At 40.7% G+C, this 18,684-nt stretch carries 17 protein-coding genes and 2 pseudogenes; 9 read left to right on the top strand and 10 right to left on the bottom strand.

Annotated elements, in window-relative coordinates:
- Positions 1-25: 25 nt before the first annotated feature.
- Positions 26-1,237, top strand: coding sequence for an RNA-guided endonuclease InsQ/TnpB family protein (locus ABF638_RS21475; RefSeq protein WP_435025007.1), 1,212 nt, complete (start codon positions 26-28; stop codon positions 1,235-1,237).
- Between the two features lie 43 nt (positions 1,238-1,280).
- On the opposite strand, the pseudogene ABF638_RS21470 reads toward ABF638_RS21475, so the two are convergent.
- The 4 genes and pseudogenes from ABF638_RS21470 to ABF638_RS21455 form a co-directional block, all read right to left on the bottom strand.
- Positions 1,281-1,595: pseudogene (locus tag ABF638_RS21470) on the bottom strand (Uma2 family endonuclease); the annotation flags it as partial.
- Positions 1,596-1,912: 317 nt separating this feature from the next.
- Complete coding sequence (locus ABF638_RS21465; RefSeq protein WP_435025006.1) at positions 1,913-2,452, bottom strand: L,D-transpeptidase; 540 nt, start codon at positions 2,450-2,452, stop codon at positions 1,913-1,915.
- A 504-nt stretch (positions 2,453-2,956) separates the two neighbouring features.
- A complete protein-coding gene (locus ABF638_RS21460; RefSeq protein ID WP_181928718.1) occupies positions 2,957-3,472 on the bottom strand; it encodes a L,D-transpeptidase in 516 nt (171 codons plus the stop codon).
- Positions 3,473-3,585: 113 nt separating this feature from the next.
- Positions 3,586-4,218 carry a bifunctional 4-hydroxy-2-oxoglutarate aldolase/2-dehydro-3-deoxy-phosphogluconate aldolase gene (locus ABF638_RS21455; protein WP_435025005.1) on the bottom strand — a complete coding sequence of 211 codons (633 nt, stop codon included), beginning with the start codon at positions 4,216-4,218 and terminating at the stop codon, positions 3,586-3,588.
- A 224-nt stretch (positions 4,219-4,442) separates the two neighbouring features.
- Between ABF638_RS21455 and ABF638_RS21450 the strand changes: the two genes are divergently transcribed.
- Positions 4,443-4,688, top strand: a complete 246-nt coding sequence (locus ABF638_RS21450) for a hypothetical protein (RefSeq protein WP_435025004.1) — start codon at positions 4,443-4,445, stop codon at positions 4,686-4,688.
- A gap of 555 nt (positions 4,689-5,243) precedes the next feature.
- Here the strand turns inward: ABF638_RS21450 and ABF638_RS21445 are convergent.
- Positions 5,244-6,323: a hypothetical protein gene (locus ABF638_RS21445; RefSeq protein ID WP_435025003.1), complete on the bottom strand. Its 1,080-nt coding sequence runs from the start codon at positions 6,321-6,323 to the stop codon at positions 5,244-5,246.
- Positions 6,324-6,376: 53 nt separating this feature from the next.
- Complete coding sequence (locus ABF638_RS21440) at positions 6,377-7,360, bottom strand: hypothetical protein (RefSeq protein ID WP_435025002.1); 984 nt, start codon at positions 7,358-7,360, stop codon at positions 6,377-6,379.
- Between the two features lie 540 nt (positions 7,361-7,900).
- Between ABF638_RS21440 and ABF638_RS21435 the strand changes: the two genes are divergently transcribed.
- From ABF638_RS21435 to ABF638_RS21420, 4 genes are all read left to right on the top strand, one after another.
- Positions 7,901-8,653: a winged helix-turn-helix domain-containing protein gene (locus ABF638_RS21435; RefSeq protein ID WP_435025001.1), complete on the top strand. Its 753-nt coding sequence runs from the start codon at positions 7,901-7,903 to the stop codon at positions 8,651-8,653.
- 53 nt (positions 8,654-8,706) lie between these two features.
- Positions 8,707-10,032: a sensor histidine kinase gene (locus ABF638_RS21430; RefSeq protein WP_435025000.1), complete on the top strand. Its 1,326-nt coding sequence runs from the start codon at positions 8,707-8,709 to the stop codon at positions 10,030-10,032.
- 28 nt (positions 10,033-10,060) lie between these two features.
- On the top strand, positions 10,061-10,729 hold the full coding sequence (gene phoU / locus ABF638_RS21425; protein ID WP_435024999.1) for a phosphate signaling complex protein PhoU: 669 nt from the start codon (positions 10,061-10,063) through the stop codon (positions 10,727-10,729).
- Positions 10,730-11,511: 782 nt separating this feature from the next.
- A complete protein-coding gene (locus tag ABF638_RS21420; protein ID WP_435024998.1) occupies positions 11,512-13,131 on the top strand; it encodes an iron uptake porin in 1,620 nt (539 codons plus the stop codon).
- A 68-nt stretch (positions 13,132-13,199) separates the two neighbouring features.
- Here ABF638_RS21420 and ABF638_RS21415 read toward each other — a convergent pair whose 3' ends face one another.
- Positions 13,200-13,451 carry a hypothetical protein gene (locus ABF638_RS21415; RefSeq protein ID WP_435024997.1) on the bottom strand — a complete coding sequence of 84 codons (252 nt, stop codon included), beginning with the start codon at positions 13,449-13,451 and terminating at the stop codon, positions 13,200-13,202.
- 231 nt (positions 13,452-13,682) lie between these two features.
- On the opposite strand from ABF638_RS21415, the gene ABF638_RS21410 reads away from it, so the two are divergent.
- From ABF638_RS21410 to ABF638_RS21400, 3 genes are all read left to right on the top strand, one after another.
- Positions 13,683-14,294 (top strand): DUF3318 domain-containing protein, encoded by a 612-nt coding sequence (locus ABF638_RS21410; RefSeq protein WP_069070702.1) that lies wholly within the window; start codon positions 13,683-13,685, stop codon positions 14,292-14,294.
- 52 nt (positions 14,295-14,346) lie between these two features.
- A complete protein-coding gene (locus tag ABF638_RS21405) occupies positions 14,347-16,083 on the top strand; it encodes a hypothetical protein (protein ID WP_435024996.1) in 1,737 nt (578 codons plus the stop codon).
- A gap of 216 nt (positions 16,084-16,299) precedes the next feature.
- Positions 16,300-16,491, top strand: coding sequence for a hypothetical protein (locus ABF638_RS21400; protein ID WP_069070704.1), 192 nt, complete (start codon positions 16,300-16,302; stop codon positions 16,489-16,491).
- A gap of 188 nt (positions 16,492-16,679) precedes the next feature.
- Here the strand turns inward: ABF638_RS21400 and ABF638_RS21395 are convergent, their stop codons facing one another.
- From ABF638_RS21395 to ABF638_RS21385, 3 genes and pseudogenes are all read right to left on the bottom strand, one after another.
- A complete protein-coding gene (locus tag ABF638_RS21395; RefSeq protein WP_435024995.1) occupies positions 16,680-17,084 on the bottom strand; it encodes a hypothetical protein in 405 nt (134 codons plus the stop codon).
- Positions 17,085-17,439: 355 nt separating this feature from the next.
- Positions 17,440-17,628, bottom strand: a pseudogene (locus ABF638_RS21390) (Uma2 family endonuclease); the annotation flags it as partial.
- Between the two features lie 288 nt (positions 17,629-17,916).
- Positions 17,917-18,579, bottom strand: a complete 663-nt coding sequence (locus ABF638_RS21385; protein WP_435024994.1) for a hypothetical protein — start codon at positions 18,577-18,579, stop codon at positions 17,917-17,919.
- Between the last annotated feature and the right edge of the window lie 105 nt (positions 18,580-18,684).

The raw sequence follows: 18,684 nt of genomic DNA, 5'->3' as shown, positions 1-18,684 counted from the left end.
ACAGAATATTTGGTATAATGTAAGAATGACACAAAAAGCTTTCAAATACCGATTCTATCCAACACCTGAGCAGGAAACCTTGCTTCGGCAAACGATGGGATGTACTCGTTTAGTCTATAACCGCGCTCTCGCTGCAAGGACGCAGGCGTGGTATGAACGACAAGAAAGAGTTGGGTATATTGAAACATCAGCAATGCTGACTAATTGGAAAAAACAAGACGAATTGCAATTTCTTAATGACGTTAGTAGTGTGCCATTACAGCAGGGTTTGCGACATCTGCAAACAGCCTTTAGTAACTTTTTTGCAGGACGGGCTAAATACCCTAACTTCAAGAAAAAGCATAACGGCGGTAATGCTGAATTTACCTCTTCGGCATTTAAATTTAGAGATGGGCAAGTATTCCTTGCTAAAAGTCCACAAGCTTTGGCTATTCGTTGGAGTAGACAGTTGCCGCAAGGTGTTGAGCCATCTACTATCTCAGTAAAACTTTCACCCTCTGGGCGCTGGACTGTTTCGATGTTAGTAGATATAGAGATTGAAAGATTGTCTGAATCTTCTAACTCTATTGGCATTGATTTGGGTGTCACCAGCTTGGTTGCCTTAAGTACAGGTGAGAAGATTGCTAATCCCAAAAACTTTAGGGCAAAAAAAGCAAAATTGCGTAAAGCGCAAAAAGCTTTGAGTCGTAAACAGAAAGGGTCTAACAATCGCCATAAAGCAAGGGTTAAAATAGCTAAAGTTCACGCAAAAATTAGCGATGCGCGGAATGATTTTCTTCATAAGCTGACAACTCGATTGGTGCGTGAAAACCAAACGATTGCTGTTGAGGATTTGGCTGTGAAGAATATGATCAAAAACAAAAAACTCGCTCTCTCGATTAGTGATGCTAGTTGGGGCGAATTGGTCAGACAGCTTGAATATAAGTGCGATTGGTATGGTCGTAACTTCGTCAAGATTGACCGATGGTTTCCTAGTTCAAAACGCTGTCTTAACTGCGGGTACATTGTTGATAAACTGCCTTTAAATATCAGAGAGTGGGATTGCCCGAAATGCAGTACACATCACGATAGAGATGTTAATGCTGCTAAAAACATTTTGGCTGCGGGACTCGCAGTTTCAGTCTGTGGAGCGAACATAAGACCTGACAGCCTTAAGGCCCAAGGGCAGTTGCAAAATACCCGTAAGGCTTGCCTTGAGCGTAGCCGAAAGGGAAAGAAACAGAAACCTAAGTCGTGAGTCTTAGGAATCCCCGACCGTTTACGGCGGGGTGGATGTCAACAGGTACTTCATCATCAACGGTGAAACGTATGCGTTCCCACTGAAAGACAGCTACATCAGGTACAATTGAGCGATGCCTACGGCGGGCTACGCCTACGCCAAAAGTACACCGTAATTCAGGAAACGCATAAGCAATCTTCTGATTTTCCACGACTTCATTAACAACAGCACATAGTTTACCTTGTAAGCGGCTGTGTCTCCCTTTCGGCATTGGCTTTTGAATAATCTTACCGTTAATATATTCACTCGCAGGCTTTGTTTCTGGGAGCTTCAGAAACTCCTCCAGGGTAAGTAGTTGAGTAGTTGAGTAGCTCATAGCTCCTAAATCCCTCGAAGATGTGTATTTTAGTCTAGCAGTGATGTAGGGTGCGTCACACTCAGCAATTCTTACCTGTCCATACATCCAGGTAAGAATTCTAACTTTTCACGTTATGTGGAAAAGTCCACGAAAAACCTAACCCCCTAACCCCCTTCCCGATGCGGGAAGGGGGAAATTCAAAGTCTCTCTCCTAGAAGGAGAGAGATTTAGAGAGAGGTTTTCCAGATGCCGTGAAAAGTCAGTAAGAATTGCCACAATGATTAATTCATCTTCACGATAATTCGTTATTAAAACCCCTAATTACGAATTACGAATTATTTCCGCACCACTACTAAAGTTCCATTTCTAGCCCAGTTGTAAAGATTGCGAGCTTGCTTAACAGGTAAATTTACACAACCGTGGCTGACTGGAGTCCCAAAACGATTATGCCAGTAAGCGCCGTGGATGGCGTAGCCTCTGTAGAAATACATTGTGTAAGGAACGTCAGGAATATTGTAGCCCCTGCCTCGCATCCGGTGAGTGCGATACTTAGAATTAATCCGAAATTTACCTATGGGTGTAGGGGTCGATCGCTTACCTCCAGAAATGCGGTATGAATAAACAAGTTTATTACCTTCCCATGCACGTAAGCGTTGCTCTGATAAGTCAATTTCAATCCAGCGAGGTTGGGATGTTTGCCTGATATTAGATGCAGTGATGCTGTTTTCATTCACTGACGCGGCTGTTGCTGTAGTCAAGTTGGGTGTACCTGCTAAAGGTGATGACCAAGAAAATAGAGTTGCCACCATCAGCGCCACGCCTGTACAAAAATTCCCTGAGGAACGAATCTTACCACTGCGAATCCAAGATTGCATTATGCCTCACCTTATAAACTACGCAAAAATTATGAAGTGAAGTAATTGTCTGGAAAACTACAAATTTCCAGAGCGACTACTCGCTTCCTGTGGAGGATTTACGCAATTCATCCGCTAATGCTTCTTAAGACAATTCCTAAGCTAATCTGCGTCCAATTTGCTCATTTGTCATTTGTCATTTGTCCTTGATAAATGATGAGTCCTAACTAATGACCAATGACCAATGACCAATGACAATCTTTACAAAAAATCTGTCATTTAAATGCCTAAATGCAAACTTTCCCCGAATTCATATTTGCATTTGTAATTTCACACAGGAATTGTCAGGATTTACGCTTATTTTTTGGGTAAATTGTTGAATACCCTCTTCTATATTTTATTTCAACTTCAGTAATTCCGACTCCGAAGATTCCCAGCAAGATTTTATGCTGGGAATCACTTAAATTGTCTTGATTTGTTGTTATTTCTAGTTGTACTTCAATTGACTTCTGGCTACTTCACCTACTATTTATGGATGACTACTGGTGTTCCTATTGTTGCCCACTCAAATAGCCATTTAGCATGTTTAGGTGCAAGATTTACACACCCGTGGCTTACTGGAGTGCCAAATCTCTTATGCCAATAAGCTCCGTGAATACCGTAATTACCTTGGTAAAACATTGCATGAGGAACGTTGGCAACATCGTAACCCCTTCCCCGCATCCGCGTAGTTTTGAACTTGGATTGAATATTAAAAGTACCAACAAGAGTAGGAGTGGATTTTTTGCCAGAGGAAATGGCACTTCCATAAACAACTTTGTCACCTTGCCAAGCTATTAATCGTTGCTTTGAAAGATTAATTTGAATCCAACGCTTATCCGATTGTTGTAATGTCTGGATTTTTTGTGCAATCACTTGATTTTTGGAATTCGCCCAAACTTCACTCGTTCCAGTAGTAGTAAAAACACTTAAAGACAATGCTGTACCAGTGAGGAGTATTTGTAAGCGACGCACCCAGTCAGAATAAATCATTTTTTTCATTTTAGATACACTCACACTCAAATCATGAAGTCTTGAGAAACTTATCAGCTTTCACCTTTATTTCCCTATCTATTACTTTAATAGACGTGAAGTTTTGATGATTTGATTCTAAGTTAACCTAACTGTCGCATTAGGTTTTTTGCCCCAAATGCGATCGCTTCCCAATTTCTCTCTGTGACAAGCTTTTGAGGAAATAATTCACCGCTCAAACCTACAGCGATCGCTCCGGCTTGTAAAAATTCTTTAGCATTTTCGAGTGTGACGCCGCCAGTAGGAATTAAGGGAATCTGACCCAGCGGCCCTTGCAAACTTTTGATATACTCAGCCCCTCCTACTGCTTGCACGGGAAACACTTTTACACAACTAGCACCCTGACTCCAGGCGGTAACAATTTCTGTGGGAGTCAACGCTCCTGGTATAATAGGCACATTTTTTTCTACTGCTGCTTGAATCATTTTTGGATCAATGTGGGGTGTGAAGAGGAATTGCGCCCCAGATGCGATCGCTTCTTGTAACTGCTGCACATTGAATAGCGTACCAGTGCCAATGATACAGGCTGGTAATTCCGAACGTAGTTGACTGATTAATTCCCCAGCGCGATCGCTATTCCAGGTAATCTCAATTAGCTGCATTCCCCCAAATGCTACAGCCATTGCCATTTGCTGTCCCAATTCGATTTTAGAGGCGCGGATGACTGCGATCGCTCGGTGTTTTTGCAACTGTGATAACCAAACTTGATTAGGCATTTTTACTGGAGACTATGGGCTAGAGACTAGGGACTGGGAACTAGAGAATAATTTTCACTCTAGTAAATACCTAATTTTCAATCCTAGTACCCAATGCCCAATCCCCTTAAAACTTGCTTCTTGCATCAAGCTATGAGATATTAGACATATAACATCAAGTCTATCGACTTACCGTATTTTAAGATCAAATGCCTTAGCTTTTGGATCTCAAAGGAGTAATTAAAATGACAATTGCACGACAAAACATAGCAGCATCCTTACCAATCACCATTCACGATTCCGAAAGCGTGGATCTAAGCAACCTGTGGAAGCTTGTGCGACTAGGTGCAAATAGATTTTGGTGGCATACTAAGGCGTATGGAACGATTTTAGGCGTTATGCTGCTGACCCTGGTGAGTCTGATTTTCTTAAGTATGCATTGGTCTTACCGCAGACTGTTGCCATTTTTCAGCTATCGAGTCAAACCCTGAATTTTTATCAAACAGCCAAAACTCAATTTTGATAAGCACTTCACGCTTTTTATCATCTATGGAGGGCGATCAAAGTGTTTAAACCCAAATATACTGAGCTTATTGCCATTATTGTCAATAAGTTTTGTTTGCTCGCTAGCTAGAACTGCGATTTAGCGATCGCACATAATTTACAGTGTTAAAAAACTTTACATTGTAAGAACTTTAGGTGTTTGTATTCAACACATTTCTACAGTTTTATTCTTTTTACATAAAGGGAGCTATAGAACCACTTTTTTAGTTAAACATAAATTTTATGTGATATATTTCTGTAATCAACAATACCCGTGGTGTAGATAATACTGTAGTAAATTTTAAAATTTAGTATTATGTCTAGTCAAGAACAAAATTCCAACAAAGCATTAAAGCAAACACAAGCTAGCGCAACAAAGAAGAAGAAGAAATTACAACCTCCCCCAGACATCAAAAAACCAAAGAAAACCGAATAAAAAGCTGTATAGTTCCTTGTAGAGACTTAATTTAAGTCTCTACAACTACCATTAAAAATAAATCAGCTTATTTATTTTTTGCTTGAGTCTTTGCCTGTTCTAAAGCTATTTCTTTGATTGCCTGATATGAATTAACATTAGAAGTACCTTCAATAGCTTTAACTGCCAAATCCTGAACTTGTTTGAGAGCCGATTCAAGTTGTTTAGAAAGATTTTGAATCCGCGTCTCTTGATTAGTAATAGTTTGTTCTAGAGATTGTAGTCTTTGTTCATAGAAACGCTTTTGCCCTTCCACTTCTTTAGAATATAAATCAGATTTTACTTTAGCTTGGTAGTGGGCGATGCCTTTGCCTTCTTCTGTAGCTTTTTTTATAGCTGCTTCTTTATCTTTCGGAAAAGCCTCTACCTTGGCTTTTAACTCTTCAAATTGTTTCTCTCTCTCAGAAATTGCTTTCTCCCGTTCAGCCCACTGTTTTTCCGTTTCTTGTAATAATTCTTCCAGTTGCTTATATAGGGCTTTTTGCTCTTGTTCGTATTCGTCACTTTCTCGTTGCCGCTGGAGTTCTAAATTATACTTGTACTCTGACGTATCACGTTGTCGAGTTTTATTCAAGTTTTCATTCCGTTCTTTTATCGCCCGTTGCTGTTCCTCTTGTTCTTTTCCCCAAGTATTCCTTTGCTCTAATATTTCTTGAAATAACACTTCAGAACGCTGGCTATATTCTTCCTGATAAGCTTTAGTATTATCTTCATAGGCTTGGATGAGAGTATCCAAGATATCATCAGAAACTTCTAAATTGTGCAACTGTGTTAATTGTTGGATTTCTTCTTCTAAAGTTCGCCTGATTTCTTCCAATTTAGAGGCTTTTGTGGTTAGCTGTTCTGATAATTCATTAGCAGCGCTGCCAAAACCTAATTGAATCTTCGCCAAGCTTTCAATTGTATTGTTCATCTTTTGTTGGACACTAGAAAGCTGATTCATAGGTGTTTTTTGTTCTAATTTAGGCTGTTCTTTAGTTCCAGATTGGTTTTCTTTGGCAACTTGATCTAGCTCTGATTTCAGTGCTGCTTTTTCTTTAGCTAACTCCTCATACGCCTGAAGAATTTCTACTTTAGTATTCTTATCAGTCGGTTTTTTTACCACCACAACAAACCTCCTCTTCAGGAATTAAAAATGATTAAGATGCTACAGACTCAAAACTATTTAGGATTAGAACTACCAAAAGCCCTCATAGCTAAGTCTTGTGCTTGTTTTAATGCAGTTTGCAATTGAGCAGAAATGCCTTCTATTTGCTCAGACTGTTTCTTAATTGTTTCTTCCAGAGATTGGATTTTCTGTTCATAACTCTGTTTGTTAGATTCCCATTCCTTCTCAAATAAATCAGCCTCAATTTTAGCTTTTTGGCTTGTTTCTTTAATTGCTTCTTCTCTAGCTTTCTTAATGGCTTCTTCCAGTTCGTTAGGAAATGTACTTACCTTTTGTTCATAGTCTGCAAAGAGTGGTTGGCGTTCAGCAAATATCTTTTCTCGTTCTGCCCAATCTTTATCTTTCTTTTGAGAATTTTCTTGTATTTCTCTTTGTTGTTGGCGCTTTATTGCTTCGTAGCTGTCTGTATTTAGTTTACGAGTAGTTTCTAACTTATACTGAGATTCTTCTTGTTCTTGCTGGCGATCTTTGGCTAATAAATCGTTATATTGTTGGAGTTTTTCCTCATACTCTGCTTGCTCTTTTTGCCATTCTTTCCGCCTGCTTGTAATTTCTTTTTCTAATGCTTCCCTTTTGCTGATAGTATCTTGTTCAAGGATTTTTAATTTTTCTTGGTGTTCTTGACTTAAAACGTCTAGAGTATCTGCTACAACTCTGATTTGTTGAAGCTCTTGTAGGCGTTGAGTTTCGATTTCTATCGCTCGGTTCAATTCATCTAACTTGGAATTTTCCTGAGCTAGTTTTTCAGATAATGCGTTGAGAATACTGCCAAACTCCAATTGTAAATCAGCTAAACCTTTGACAATACTATCAACGGTATATGCAGAAGCCGCTTGCAGTATTTCTTGACTTTTTGCCTTTTCTGCTTCCTCTTGTTTGGTTGCTATTTTAGATTCCAGCTTTTTTCTTTGGATAATAATTTGTTGAAATGCTTGCATTAGTTGTTGTTTGCTGTCCTTGACTCCAACTGTAGTCATCTTCCAACTCCCTTCAATAGGCAAATGATTTATTGGGTAGCAAGCCATACCAAGGACTACCCTATGCAGACATCAGGGTAGCTTTTAAATCAACATTTTTAACGCGGTGGAAATACTGAAATGATCAACAGAGGACACTTAGGTGGTATACGAATTTTCCACATATATGTCCTTATGTTTTTCAGGTATATTTTCCCTATGTGTTATAGTACTTTTGTACTAAAAAGAATATACCTAACTTAATCTGCTTTTGTCAAGATAGCCATTCGTGTAATTCCGTCAAAAAATGCCGTTCCCTATTTTTAAGACAGAATCGAAGCTAGTTAGGAATTTGAAAATGCGAAGTTCCTAATTAAAAGATTATTACAAGCTTGCAGCCACACTGTTTGATACTTTATGAGTCCGTTGTGGTGTATGTTACTCTTTGTAAAGAAAATCTAAAAGAATTAACCCTAGCGGAAGCACGGTTACAGTTAAGCGAGATAATAGACTTAATCATCCTAATTGATACAAGCACAGTCCCAGACTTTTGTGATATCAATGTATACCACTGAATCGACCAAGTATTCTGCCAGAACGGACATTGGACAAACCAGCCGTATTCTAGTAGTAGAAGATGAAGAATTAATCCAGGAAATGCTAGCTGTAGCTCTGGAAGAAGAAGGTTATGGGGTGATAACTGCTCCCGATGGGCGGTCTGCTATAGAGTATCTCAAAAGTTTTGAAACCAATTCTGGGGAACCGCCCTTTGATCTGGTCATTCTTGATTTGATGCTGCCGCAAATCAATGGGCTAGATATTTGCCGTTTGCTGCGTCATCAAGGCAACCCAGTACCTATTTTAATGCTCAGTGCTAAGGGTAGTGAAACTGACCGGGTTCTGGGATTAGAGGTGGGAGCAGATGACTACCTGACTAAACCATTTAGTATGCGCGAGTTAGTGGCTCGTTGTCGCGCTTTACTCCGCCGCCAACGCCTAAGTAACTTACCACAACTACCAGTATTAAAATTCAAGGATGTCACTTTGAATCCCCAAGAATGCCGAGTGCTGGTTCGTGGTCAAGAGGTGAATCTTTCCCCCAAGGAGTTCCGCCTACTGGAACTGTTTATGAGTTACGCGCGGCGGGTATGGTCACGGGAACAATTGCTCGATCAGGTTTGGGGGCCAGATTTCGTTGGCGATAGTAAAACCGTAGACGTTCACATTCGCTGGTTGCGCGAAAAATTAGAGCAAGATCCCAGTCATCCCGAATATATTGTGACTGTAAGAGGTTTTGGCTATAGGTTTGGATAATTAGTTGGGATAGTTGTTAGTTTTTAGTAGTCACCAAAAAACTAACAACTCAAATGCTTTTATTGGGATTTTTTCTGGGTTTAGCGGTAGGCATTGGGTTTTGGATTTGGCAACAGGTTCAACTTAACCGCTACCTGGGGCGCTTAATCCGACCGTTAACCCCCCATTCTTATAAGATGGGACTGCTGCTGATTCCTGGGTTGCGGCAGAAAATAGCAATGGTGAAGCAGCAGCGGCAAGATTTGCAGCAGTCGTTGCAAACTTACCAAGACCTGCTAGATTTTGCGCCAGTGGGATATTTGCAGGTAGATGAGGAAAATCAACTGCTGTGGTGTAATCGACAGGCGCAGGAAATTTTGTATCTGCAAAGGTGGCAACCAGAACAGGTGCGCTTGTTACTGGAGTTGGTAAGGTCTTACGAACTTGACCATTTAATTGAGCAAACTCGTGATTGGCAAAAACCACAGACGGGAGAATGGATATTTCACCCATCTTGTGATGATGCAGCAGAGATGGCAACAATAAAATCTCTGGCTTTGCGGGCGTCTAGCTTGCCTTTACCCAATGGACAAGTGGGCGTGTTTTTAGAAAATCGTCAACCCCTATTGGATATAAATCAAGTACGCGATCGCTCTTTTTCTGATCTAGCACACGAACTCAGAACGCCACTGACTTCGATTCGCTTGGTTGCGGAAACTTTACAAACCCGCTTGGAACCACCTTTAAATCGTTGGGTTAACCGCTTGATGCAGGAAGTTGATCGACTGATTAACTTAGTGCAAAGCTGGCTAGACCTCACTCAAATGGAAGCAAACCCAACGATGCAATTGCAAACCAAAGTTGTAGAATTGCGATCGCTCATTGCATCTGTTTGGGAAACACTAGAACCCTTGGCAGGGCGCCAACATCTGTCTTTTTCTTATTCTGGCCCAGAAAATCTTTGGATTAAGGCAGATCAAGCCCGTATTTACCAAGTTTTTCTCAACTTGCTAGACAACAGCATTAAGTACAGTCTTCCTGGTACAAGCATTCACGTCGAAGCAAAAATCCAATCGACGAATAATAATGAGGGCGATGCTACTTCCCCAATCTTGGAAATAAATCTTATTGATTCTGGAGTTGGGTTTTCTGAAGCCGATTTACCCCACGTTTTTGAGCGATTTTATCGAGGAGATAAAGCGCGAACCCATTCCCCACAAGATAGTAACTCCATAGGAGCGATCGTTGGCAATGGTTTAGGTTTAGCGATCGTTGAGCAAATTCTAATTGCCCACGGTGGTTCAATCAAAGCGATGAACCATCCCGAAACTGGCGGTGCATGGATGCAACTCCAATTTCCTGAAGTTATGGCAAACTCCTTAAGCCAAGACTATAGTTAATAATATCTTCACCTTTGAGACAACAAGTGTGAAAGCTGTCCATTACAGTCCCAATCCTCAAAGACCACAACTCGCACGCGCCATTAGGCGCTTAGAACGGGATGTATTACGCATGGGTGCTTTGGTAGAACAATCATTTCGCCTCAGCCACCAAGCGTTATTTGCTCGTAACTTAACAGCAGCGGAAGAACTTCCTCGATTAGATAAAAAGATTGATCGCTTTTATAGACAAATCGAATCAGACTGTACGGCGATTATGACGCTACAAGCGCCTACAGCCCCAGATTTGCGCTGCTTAAGTGCCTTTATGCAGTTGGTGCGAGACTTAGAGCGCATTGGCGATTATGCTGAGGATTTAGCTGAGATTGCGATTAAAATTTTTCCTTATGAGCCTCATACGTCAATGCCCGACATTGAAGCTATGTCCCTTCACGCACAGGCGATGCTAGCAACTAGCTTGAAGGCTTTGGGAGATTTCGATGAAGCCGGCGGACGCCGTTTAAAGCACCTAGATGATACTGTAGACGATGCCTACGATCGCGTTTATCAGACTTTAGCTCAACAACGGGATGTGCCTGGTGTGGTCGAACCAATTGTACTGCTAGCACTGGCAATTCGTTGTCTGGAACGCATGGCAGATCACGCCACTAATATCGGTCAAAGGGTAGCATACATTGTCACCGGTCAACGCTCTTAATTAACCTACTGCCCCAATCCCCGACTTCTTGAATCAGTCGGGGATCTAAATCCAGCCAAAATAAGCGCATTGCAAACTGCTGTATCTTCTAACTATTTGCGCCTACATACTTACTTCGCGCCGTGTGCGACTTTCTTTCAAACCTAACCCCCAGCCCCTTCCCTGCAAGGGAAGGGGAACAAGAATCAAAGCCTCTCGACCTTTCGGGGAGAGGAATGGAAGTGGGGTTCCAAGAATAAGTTGCACATCGCGTTACTTAGTCTTCAGAAAATACCAATTGAAAAAGAATTCAGGATTCAGCAATCTTTGAGTCAAGGATTCAGACCCGCCATTCTCTTGTTGACCACTCAATCTAAGATTGAGTGTGAGACTTAGACACGTTTATTCAGACGTCGGCGGACTCGCTACCAGTGCCCTATCCAGCAGTTGCCCAGAATCCAATTCTAAATTCTGTCTCCTGAATTCTTTCTTGTTAAAAATAAGTTAACTATATATTTTACTAAAAGCTTACCTATTCTTAAACTTGCACAATTAAGGTAACGGATAAACAAATAAAAATTCCGTGTCTATCTGTTTTACGTCACAAACGCCGCATTATTTTGCGCTTACCAAATAAATTAATTAAAAAATATAGTTCGGCAATATGCTAACTAACTTACTTGTAATAATCACAAGATAAAGGTATAATCATCACTGTGATTGTGAGTAAAATCCCCGAAAATAAAGTGTTATAAGCATTTTATAATCACTGGATTTGTGTAGGTGTGAGTGAAAGGAAAAACATGACAAAACGATTCTGGAATCTTTTCAAGATTAGTCCGGTTGTTGTCGCTGCTACATTTTTCGCAGCGAATAGTGCCTTAGCATCTGAAGTCAACGAGCAGTTAACAAATGTTGCCCAGTTATCTGAAGCTCAAGAGTCTAACAACATGAGCCAGGTAACATCAGTTTCGCAATTTTCAGATGTGCAGCCCACAGATTGGGCATTCCAAGCTTTACAATCCTTGGTTGAACGCTACGGCTGTATTGCAGGTTATCCCAACAGTACCTATCGTGGTAACCGTGCTTTGACCCGCTATGAATTTGCCGCAGGTTTGAATGCCTGTTTAGATCGGGTTAACGAACTGATTGCTACAGCTACTGCCGATTTGGTCAGCAAACAAGACCTAGCTACCTTACAGCGCTTACAAGAAGAATTTTCTGCTGAACTCGCAACCCTGCGCGGTCGTGTGGATGCTCTAGAAGCCCGCACTTCTGAGTTGGAAGCCAATCAATTCTCCACTACTACCAAGTTAGTTGGGGAAGCGATTTTTAATTTGACTCAGGCTTTTGGTGACACAGCGGCTGATCAAGACGCTGACTCTGGCAATAACCCTGATTTAGAAAGCAACACCACTTTCGCTAACCGTGTTCGTTTGAACTTGTACAGCAGTTTCACTGGTACAGACCAACTGCAAATCCGGTTGAATTCTGGGAATATCGTCAATAATAGTGGACAAACTGGTACTTTCATGACCCGCTTGGGTTTTGAAGAAGATACTGGCAACAGTGTTGAAATCGATAAAGTTAACTACGCTTTTAACTTTGGTGAAGCAATACGTGTAAAAGTTGATGCTACTGGCGCTGAGTTATACGAAAACGTTAATAACTTCAACCCTGACTTTGCTAGTTCTGGTAGGGGCGCTATCTCTCGCTACGGACGTTTCAGCCCCATCTATCGCCAAGGTGCTGGTGGTAGTGGTTTGACTGTTACGTTCAATCCTAAAGGTGCTATCAGCTTGAGTGGTGCTTATTTAGCTCCAAATGCTCAAAACCCTGCTGGTAGTAACGGTTTGTTCAATGGTGATAGCACCATCTTTGGTCAATTAACTTTCCAACCAAACAAAGCTTTCAACATTGGTTTGACCTACGCTCGCAGTTATCAAGATGGTGGCGTAGGAGATGCTCCAGACCTGTTTGGTGATACTGGCAGTGTCCTAGCTAATAATACATTTGATGCTCGGACTGAATCCAACCATTACGGTGTACAAGCTAACTTTAAACCCAGTTCTAAGTTCACTATTGGCGGTTGGGCAGGCTTCAGCGATATAGAAGCTAAAAATGGTGTTCAAGCAGGACAAAGTACAGATGTGTTCTACTGGGCTGCTACCCTTGGTGTTAAAGACCTTGGTAGAGAAGGTAGCTTGCTTGGTTTGATTTTTGGCCAATCACCCAAAGTAACCGACACTAATTTTGGGGTTGAAGATTCTAGCACTTCTTATCATGCAGAAGCTCTTTATCGCTTGCCTTTAACCGATAATATTGCCGTTACCCCTGGCTTGTTGGTGATCTTTAACCCTGATCACAACGATGCTAATGATACCATCTATGTAGGTACTCTGCGTACCACTTTCTCCTTCTAAAATGGGAAATAACGCTCAGAATTAGATCAACAAAACCCCACCTTGAGGTGGGGTTTTGTTTAGATTTTTCAATCTATGGGAACCGTCGTAATATCTTGAGGGGGGCGATCGCTACTCCAAGCCCACCACACAGAACCACAGTGACAGTAATAAAACTCTTGCCATTTGCGACGACGGTCTTCTGTAAGTACAGGCGATCGCCGGTTTAGCCAAACTTTTTCAGCTTCCAGGCTACTGGAGTGGCAATTAGGACAGCAAAACTCGTAAGCGTGTGTTGCTTTATTCGTCCATTCAGGCGGGATAGGAACAAAAGCATCCATGTCGTTAAAAGTGTAGTCTCAATGGTTATCCAAAACTTTGAGGTTTTGAATTTGGCGGCAAACGAATACTATAAAATCCCGCCACACTATCAAACTGCTTAATCAATATTCTTAGGCTTGATCTGAATCTATTCAAGACTGCGAGAGCATCTCACAAATCAAAGGTTAACACGAAAAAATTATTTTTTACACATCTAGTTACTATGCACATTATGACTAATAATTAAATTTATGGAGCCAAATGTTGAAATTCGCCGTTTGTTAGATGTGATGCCTGCTTCTGGTCGGATGACGACAAAACTTGTTAGTAAGCCGGAGCAGGCAAAAGTGATTGATGCCTCTTTTCCCCAACCCTGGAATCAAGCGCGACCAATATATATTAATTTCGATTTGTGGCGTCGCTTGACAAAGCCGCAACGAGATTTGTTGCTGTTGCAGATGGTTAGCTGGTTGACGGGGGTGAAGTGGTTTAAACCCGACATTTATCAAGGTGTGGTGCTGGCCGGGCTGTTAGGCGGATTCTTGGAAGCAGCACAGTCAGATGTGGTGGGTGTAGGTGTCGCTGGGGGATTAAGTGCGATCGCGGCTTTGCGGATCTGGCGCACTAATAAATCTCCAGAGTCAGAGTTAAATGCCGATGCAGCAGCAATTAAAATAGCACAGCGGCGCGGTTATTCAGAAGCAGAAGCAGCGCAGCACCTCTTATCTGCCATTGAAGCGGTAGCCAAAATTGAAGGGCGTTCCAGCTTAAATTTTACTGAGTTGATTCGTTGCCAAAACTTACGAGCGATCGCAGGTTTATCACCAGTGGGAATGCCAGAAAGTTATAACAAGGAAAAATAAACGTCAGTGCTGCTCATTTGTAGCACCTTTAAACTGAAAAGGCTTTATATAAATGCAGATAACAAGCTTGCATAAGTTTTTGACGGCGACTGAAGCCAATACATCTAAGTTTCAGATGAGATTTTGGTTTGGTTTAAGCCTAATCTTTGCCATATTTTATAGTTTATTAGAACTACAGCAAGCGTTCAGTAACAAATATGCAGTGCAAGATGATGCGCGAGTATATGTTTTTTGGATGCAGCGATTTTTAGAGCCAGACATACTACCAAATGACTTAATCGCCGACTATTTTGAATCAGTAACCCCAGTGGGATTTTCTCATCTTTATAAAATAGTAGCAATGCTGGGTATTGATCCACTCTTATTTAGTAAATTATTGCCAGTTTTATTAAAAATACTTACTATCTGTTATTGGTTTCCATTATGTATGCAAATATTTCCAGTGCCCACGGCAGGGTTTATCAGTACATTGTTACTGGCTCAAAACCTATCCATGAGGGACGATTTAGTTTCTGCGTCGCCTAGATCATTTATTTTTGTATTTTTTCTAGCGTTTTTATACTATTTATTACGGCAATCTCTACTACCATGTTTGGGCGCGATCGCATTAGTAGGATTGTTTTATCCCCCGTTTTTGTTAATCATCGCCGGAATTTTAATATTAAGGCTTTGGCATTGGAAAGAAAAGCTACCTCAGCTGTCTAATAATCGCCGTGATTACCTATTTTCCGTTACTGGATTGGTAACTTGTCTAATATTTATGTTGCCTTACGCCTTAAGTTACTCTAAATTTGGGCCAAGTATTGCAGGAGTAGCAGCCAGAGAATTACCAGGACTTGCAGAAACAGGAAGAATCTCTTTTTTCAGTGATGATCTAATTTGGTTTTGGTTGCTGAATCAGCACAGTGGCCTAATTCCAAATGTTTTGGAACATCCATTAAACATAATTGGATTATTTTTACCTATTATCCTCCACTATCCTCAACGTTTTCCGTTAACTAAGCTAGTTACTGATAAGGTTAAAGTTTTACCTCACATTGCTTTGGCATCTGTGGTAATGTTTGGGCTTGCTCATTTACTACTTTATAAACTCTATTCTCCAGCCCGATACACAAGGTATACCCTAAAATTTATAGTGATTATTGCCACAGGTATAGTAATAGTGGCGATTTTAGATGCAGTTTTTCAATGGGCAAAGCAGCATCGAGAGTATTCATCTGGGCGACAGATATTAGTGTTAGGATTTACAAGTTTATTAGGAATTTTACTTTTCTTTTATCCATGCTTGTTGAAAAATTTCCCAACTAGCCTCTATCGGGTAGAAAAAAACCCACTAATTTATGAGTTTTTTCAGAAACAACCTAAAGACATTCTCATTGCCTCTTTGTCAGAAAATATAGATAATGTCCCTACGTTTTCTAAAAGGTCTATCTTGATCGGCTGGGAATACTCTGCTCCTTATCATGTGGGTTATGATAACCAGATTACTGAACGAGCGACTGATCTGATTCGTGCTCAATACAGCGATAATTTAGCAGAAGCACAAAACTTTATTCAGAAATATGGGGTAGACTTTTTTGTACTGGATGAATCGGCATTTACACCTGAATATATCGCCATAAATCCTTGGTTTATCCAGTGGCAATCGATAGCAAAAGATATTTCATTAAAGTTACAGCAAGGAACTAATCCTGCTTTCTTAGCCATTTTACAGCGTTGTTCTGTCTTAGAAACTAATGGCTTAATTGTTATACAAGCAAAATGTGTCGCCAAAACACCCCAAAAATAACGCTTTTACATCCTTTACCTAGTTTGCCACCGCTGAGAACTAGCTGCTATGCATGAGGCTAATCTACACTGGAATAAGAGAATGTGTGTTTAACTAGCTTAGATGTCCGAGAGTGAGGAGTTTAGTCATACCTTCTCGGCGTTGGGTTATAAAGTGCTTACCTCGTGTGGTAAAACTTAACTTAAATTCTGTCAGTTACTAACGGAGTTGATAGGAATGGGTAACTTGATTATTTTCGCCTTGGTAGTGGTTTACGGAGGCGGCGTTTGGAAGTTTTGGAATGGGTTTGGGCGGACAAATTTTAATCCAACTTTGACCAATCGCATTGGTTTATCTTTGCTATGGCCAGCTTTGTTTATTACAAATCAATCCTATCGTCGAAACTTTAGAAAGGCACTGAAGGGCTAGAATTTACTATTAAGTCTAAGGTCATCTGAATCTTGACGGTGGTATATATCTCAAATAAATCTAACTCACCAACCTCCCTTCCCTACTAGGGAAGAGAGGCTGGGTTTGCTTCTTTTAGGAAGGAGAGGAATTAGGGAGGGATAATTTCGTTAACCGTTGGAAAATATTTCGGCTGATGAATTTACTAATTATTTGCCATTGGTTAATAGATGGATTGCTGCACCTACGGCTGCACCATCAACAGCATTTCCAAGGGTATCTTTGCTATCGCCAGTAATTACACCAGTTACTGCGCTAGCGCCTGCACCAACTCCGACATCTTGAACAACGTTCCGGTTACGGCGATTGCGAGTGTTTCTCAGACCATTTGCACCATTGACAGCTGCACCAGTGACACCACCTTTAACAGCATTGTTTAATACACTACCATTTCCCCTAACTGCTCCGGTGACTACATTGGTAACAGCCCCAATACCTGCATCTCTTAATACTTGATCATCAGCAGCAGCTGGTTTAGCGGGAATTATACTTACACCAGCTAAACTTGCAGCCATGAGGCTGGGTAGAAGTGTGCGCTTTAGGATATTATTCATTGTGTTACCTTCTCAAAACATCAAACAATTGGATAAAGCCGGAGTTACTGGAGTCAGAGAAAATCATATTTTTTCATTTGGACAACAGCAACTATCTATTGTTTGAGGACATATATATAGTCGCATTTATAAAGACATAACTGCATCCACTGAAAGCATGAATATAGATTAAGTCCTGAGAAGGCCTTGCTGATTTATTAGACGATACTAGAGATTACATATTGACAAAATCAACTAAAGATGCAATATAGATTTTTAGATATGAAAGTTTTATTTTTTCAGTACTAGCAAGCGATTTCTGATGGTTGATTGCGTACTGTTTACCCTATCTATCTAAAGATAGTTGCCAAAATAACTAAACTAACTGGTCGAGGTTAATATTTAATTCTCTTAGTTTAGCAGCCAAGCGTTGCGATCGCAGCAAGCAGAAGCGCGATCGCTCCCATCCTTCTTGTAGCAAATTACCCTAATTCTTCCACCAGCGCAACCAAGGTAATTCTAGATTCTGATATTGACCTTGCCAAATTCCTAATTCCACACCCATCGCTTCAGTTTATTTTTTAACCCAAGGAACAGCTTCGATATTTTCCTGATAAAATTCCTTATTTGCTATACGGTTGAAGTAGTCGCCTTTGTACTCAAAAAGATTTAACAGAATGAGTTATAGATACCATAATCCAAGTTTATAAGTATCTATCTGTTCTGGAAAGGGTCGGTTAAGATATTTTTGACGCTTTTTTGGATTAGGATGAACGATTGCATTACGTATCTCTGTTAAAGCCTGTGCGCCATCAACCCAATTTAATTCTTTTGAGGCTTTGAGCAATTCAGTTCAGCTGTCAGGTATTTTTAGCGGGACACCACACTGTGAAAGGAGACGTCTTAGTTGTTCAGCTGCTGGAAGTTTTTTAAATTCTTGTTGACTGATGATAGCTTTTTCTTCCACTAGAAGAGTCCAAGCAAGGATTTCAAAAGCAGCTTGCATCAAAACAATGGAACCTTGTACAGCTCCGGCTTGAGCAATACTTTCCAAATACCAATGGATTGCAAACCTTATTGGCTGATTCCAAGTAGTACTTCGCCAGCGATTAAGGAAACCTGGAAAAAGTTTACCGAGACTGCAAGAATCTTGTGAATCTGCAAACCACGAATGCACACTTCGCCAGGGTGATGTTGTATAAGAAGTACAGTTTTCCCAAACCTTTTTCCCACTGTTGTCATAACCGACTAATAGAATGGGAGAAGTCCTAAAGCCTCTAGAAAAAGAGAGAAACCAATGCAAAGCTTCTAATATATCATCAGCTTCCTCTGTTGTAAAAGGCTTTTTATCGGAACGTTCAAGTTTCCCCACATGAGTTATGGCGTAGCCTCCTTTTGATTCAAGAGACTTTATAATATCTCCGAGGTTTTGCAGGCTGTCAATGGAAGCACTCCAACTCTCAGCTTTTAATATAAGCCTACCCCACCAAATTTGCCTTGGTGTTGATATAGCCATCCCGTGAAATTTATGAAAGTTGGTTAGGTGAAAGAGTATATGTGATAAATCAGAAATGTTGAATCCTAATACAAAACTTTACATATCTAGTTACACTAACTCTAA

Source organism: Nostoc sp. CALU 1950, assembly GCF_051172895.1.
Taxonomy (GTDB): domain Bacteria; phylum Cyanobacteriota; class Cyanobacteriia; order Cyanobacteriales; family Nostocaceae; genus Nostoc; species Nostoc edaphicum_A.
This window is presented reverse-complemented; position numbering and strand designations above follow the sequence as displayed.

Bases quoted from the DNA above. Each gene is read 5' to 3' on its own strand.
- ABF638_RS21475 (WP_435025007.1), top strand. From the start codon at position 26: ATGACACAAAAAGCTTTCAAATACCGATTCTATCCAACACCTGAGCAG.
- ABF638_RS21465 (WP_435025006.1), bottom strand. From the start codon at position 2,452: ATGCAATCTTGGATTCGCAGTGGTAAGATTCGTTCCTCAGGGAATTTT.
- ABF638_RS21460 (WP_181928718.1), bottom strand. From the start codon at position 3,472: ATGAAAAAAATGATTTATTCTGACTGGGTGCGTCGCTTACAAATACTC.
- ABF638_RS21455 (WP_435025005.1), bottom strand. From the start codon at position 4,218: ATGCCTAATCAAGTTTGGTTATCACAGTTGCAAAAACACCGAGCGATC.
- ABF638_RS21450 (WP_435025004.1), top strand. From the start codon at position 4,443: ATGACAATTGCACGACAAAACATAGCAGCATCCTTACCAATCACCATT.
- ABF638_RS21440 (WP_435025002.1), bottom strand. From the start codon at position 7,360: ATGACTACAGTTGGAGTCAAGGACAGCAAACAACAACTAATGCAAGCA.
- ABF638_RS21435 (WP_435025001.1), top strand. From the start codon at position 7,901: ATGTATACCACTGAATCGACCAAGTATTCTGCCAGAACGGACATTGGA.
- ABF638_RS21430 (WP_435025000.1), top strand. From the start codon at position 8,707: ATGCTTTTATTGGGATTTTTTCTGGGTTTAGCGGTAGGCATTGGGTTT.
- ABF638_RS21420 (WP_435024998.1), top strand. From the start codon at position 11,512: ATGACAAAACGATTCTGGAATCTTTTCAAGATTAGTCCGGTTGTTGTC.
- ABF638_RS21415 (WP_435024997.1), bottom strand. From the start codon at position 13,451: ATGGATGCTTTTGTTCCTATCCCGCCTGAATGGACGAATAAAGCAACA.
- ABF638_RS21410 (WP_069070702.1), top strand. From the start codon at position 13,683: ATGGAGCCAAATGTTGAAATTCGCCGTTTGTTAGATGTGATGCCTGCT.
- ABF638_RS21405 (WP_435024996.1), top strand. From the start codon at position 14,347: ATGCAGATAACAAGCTTGCATAAGTTTTTGACGGCGACTGAAGCCAAT.
- ABF638_RS21400 (WP_069070704.1), top strand. From the start codon at position 16,300: ATGGGTAACTTGATTATTTTCGCCTTGGTAGTGGTTTACGGAGGCGGC.
- ABF638_RS21395 (WP_435024995.1), bottom strand. From the start codon at position 17,084: ATGAATAATATCCTAAAGCGCACACTTCTACCCAGCCTCATGGCTGCA.
- ABF638_RS21385 (WP_435024994.1), bottom strand. From the start codon at position 18,579: ATGGCTATATCAACACCAAGGCAAATTTGGTGGGGTAGGCTTATATTA.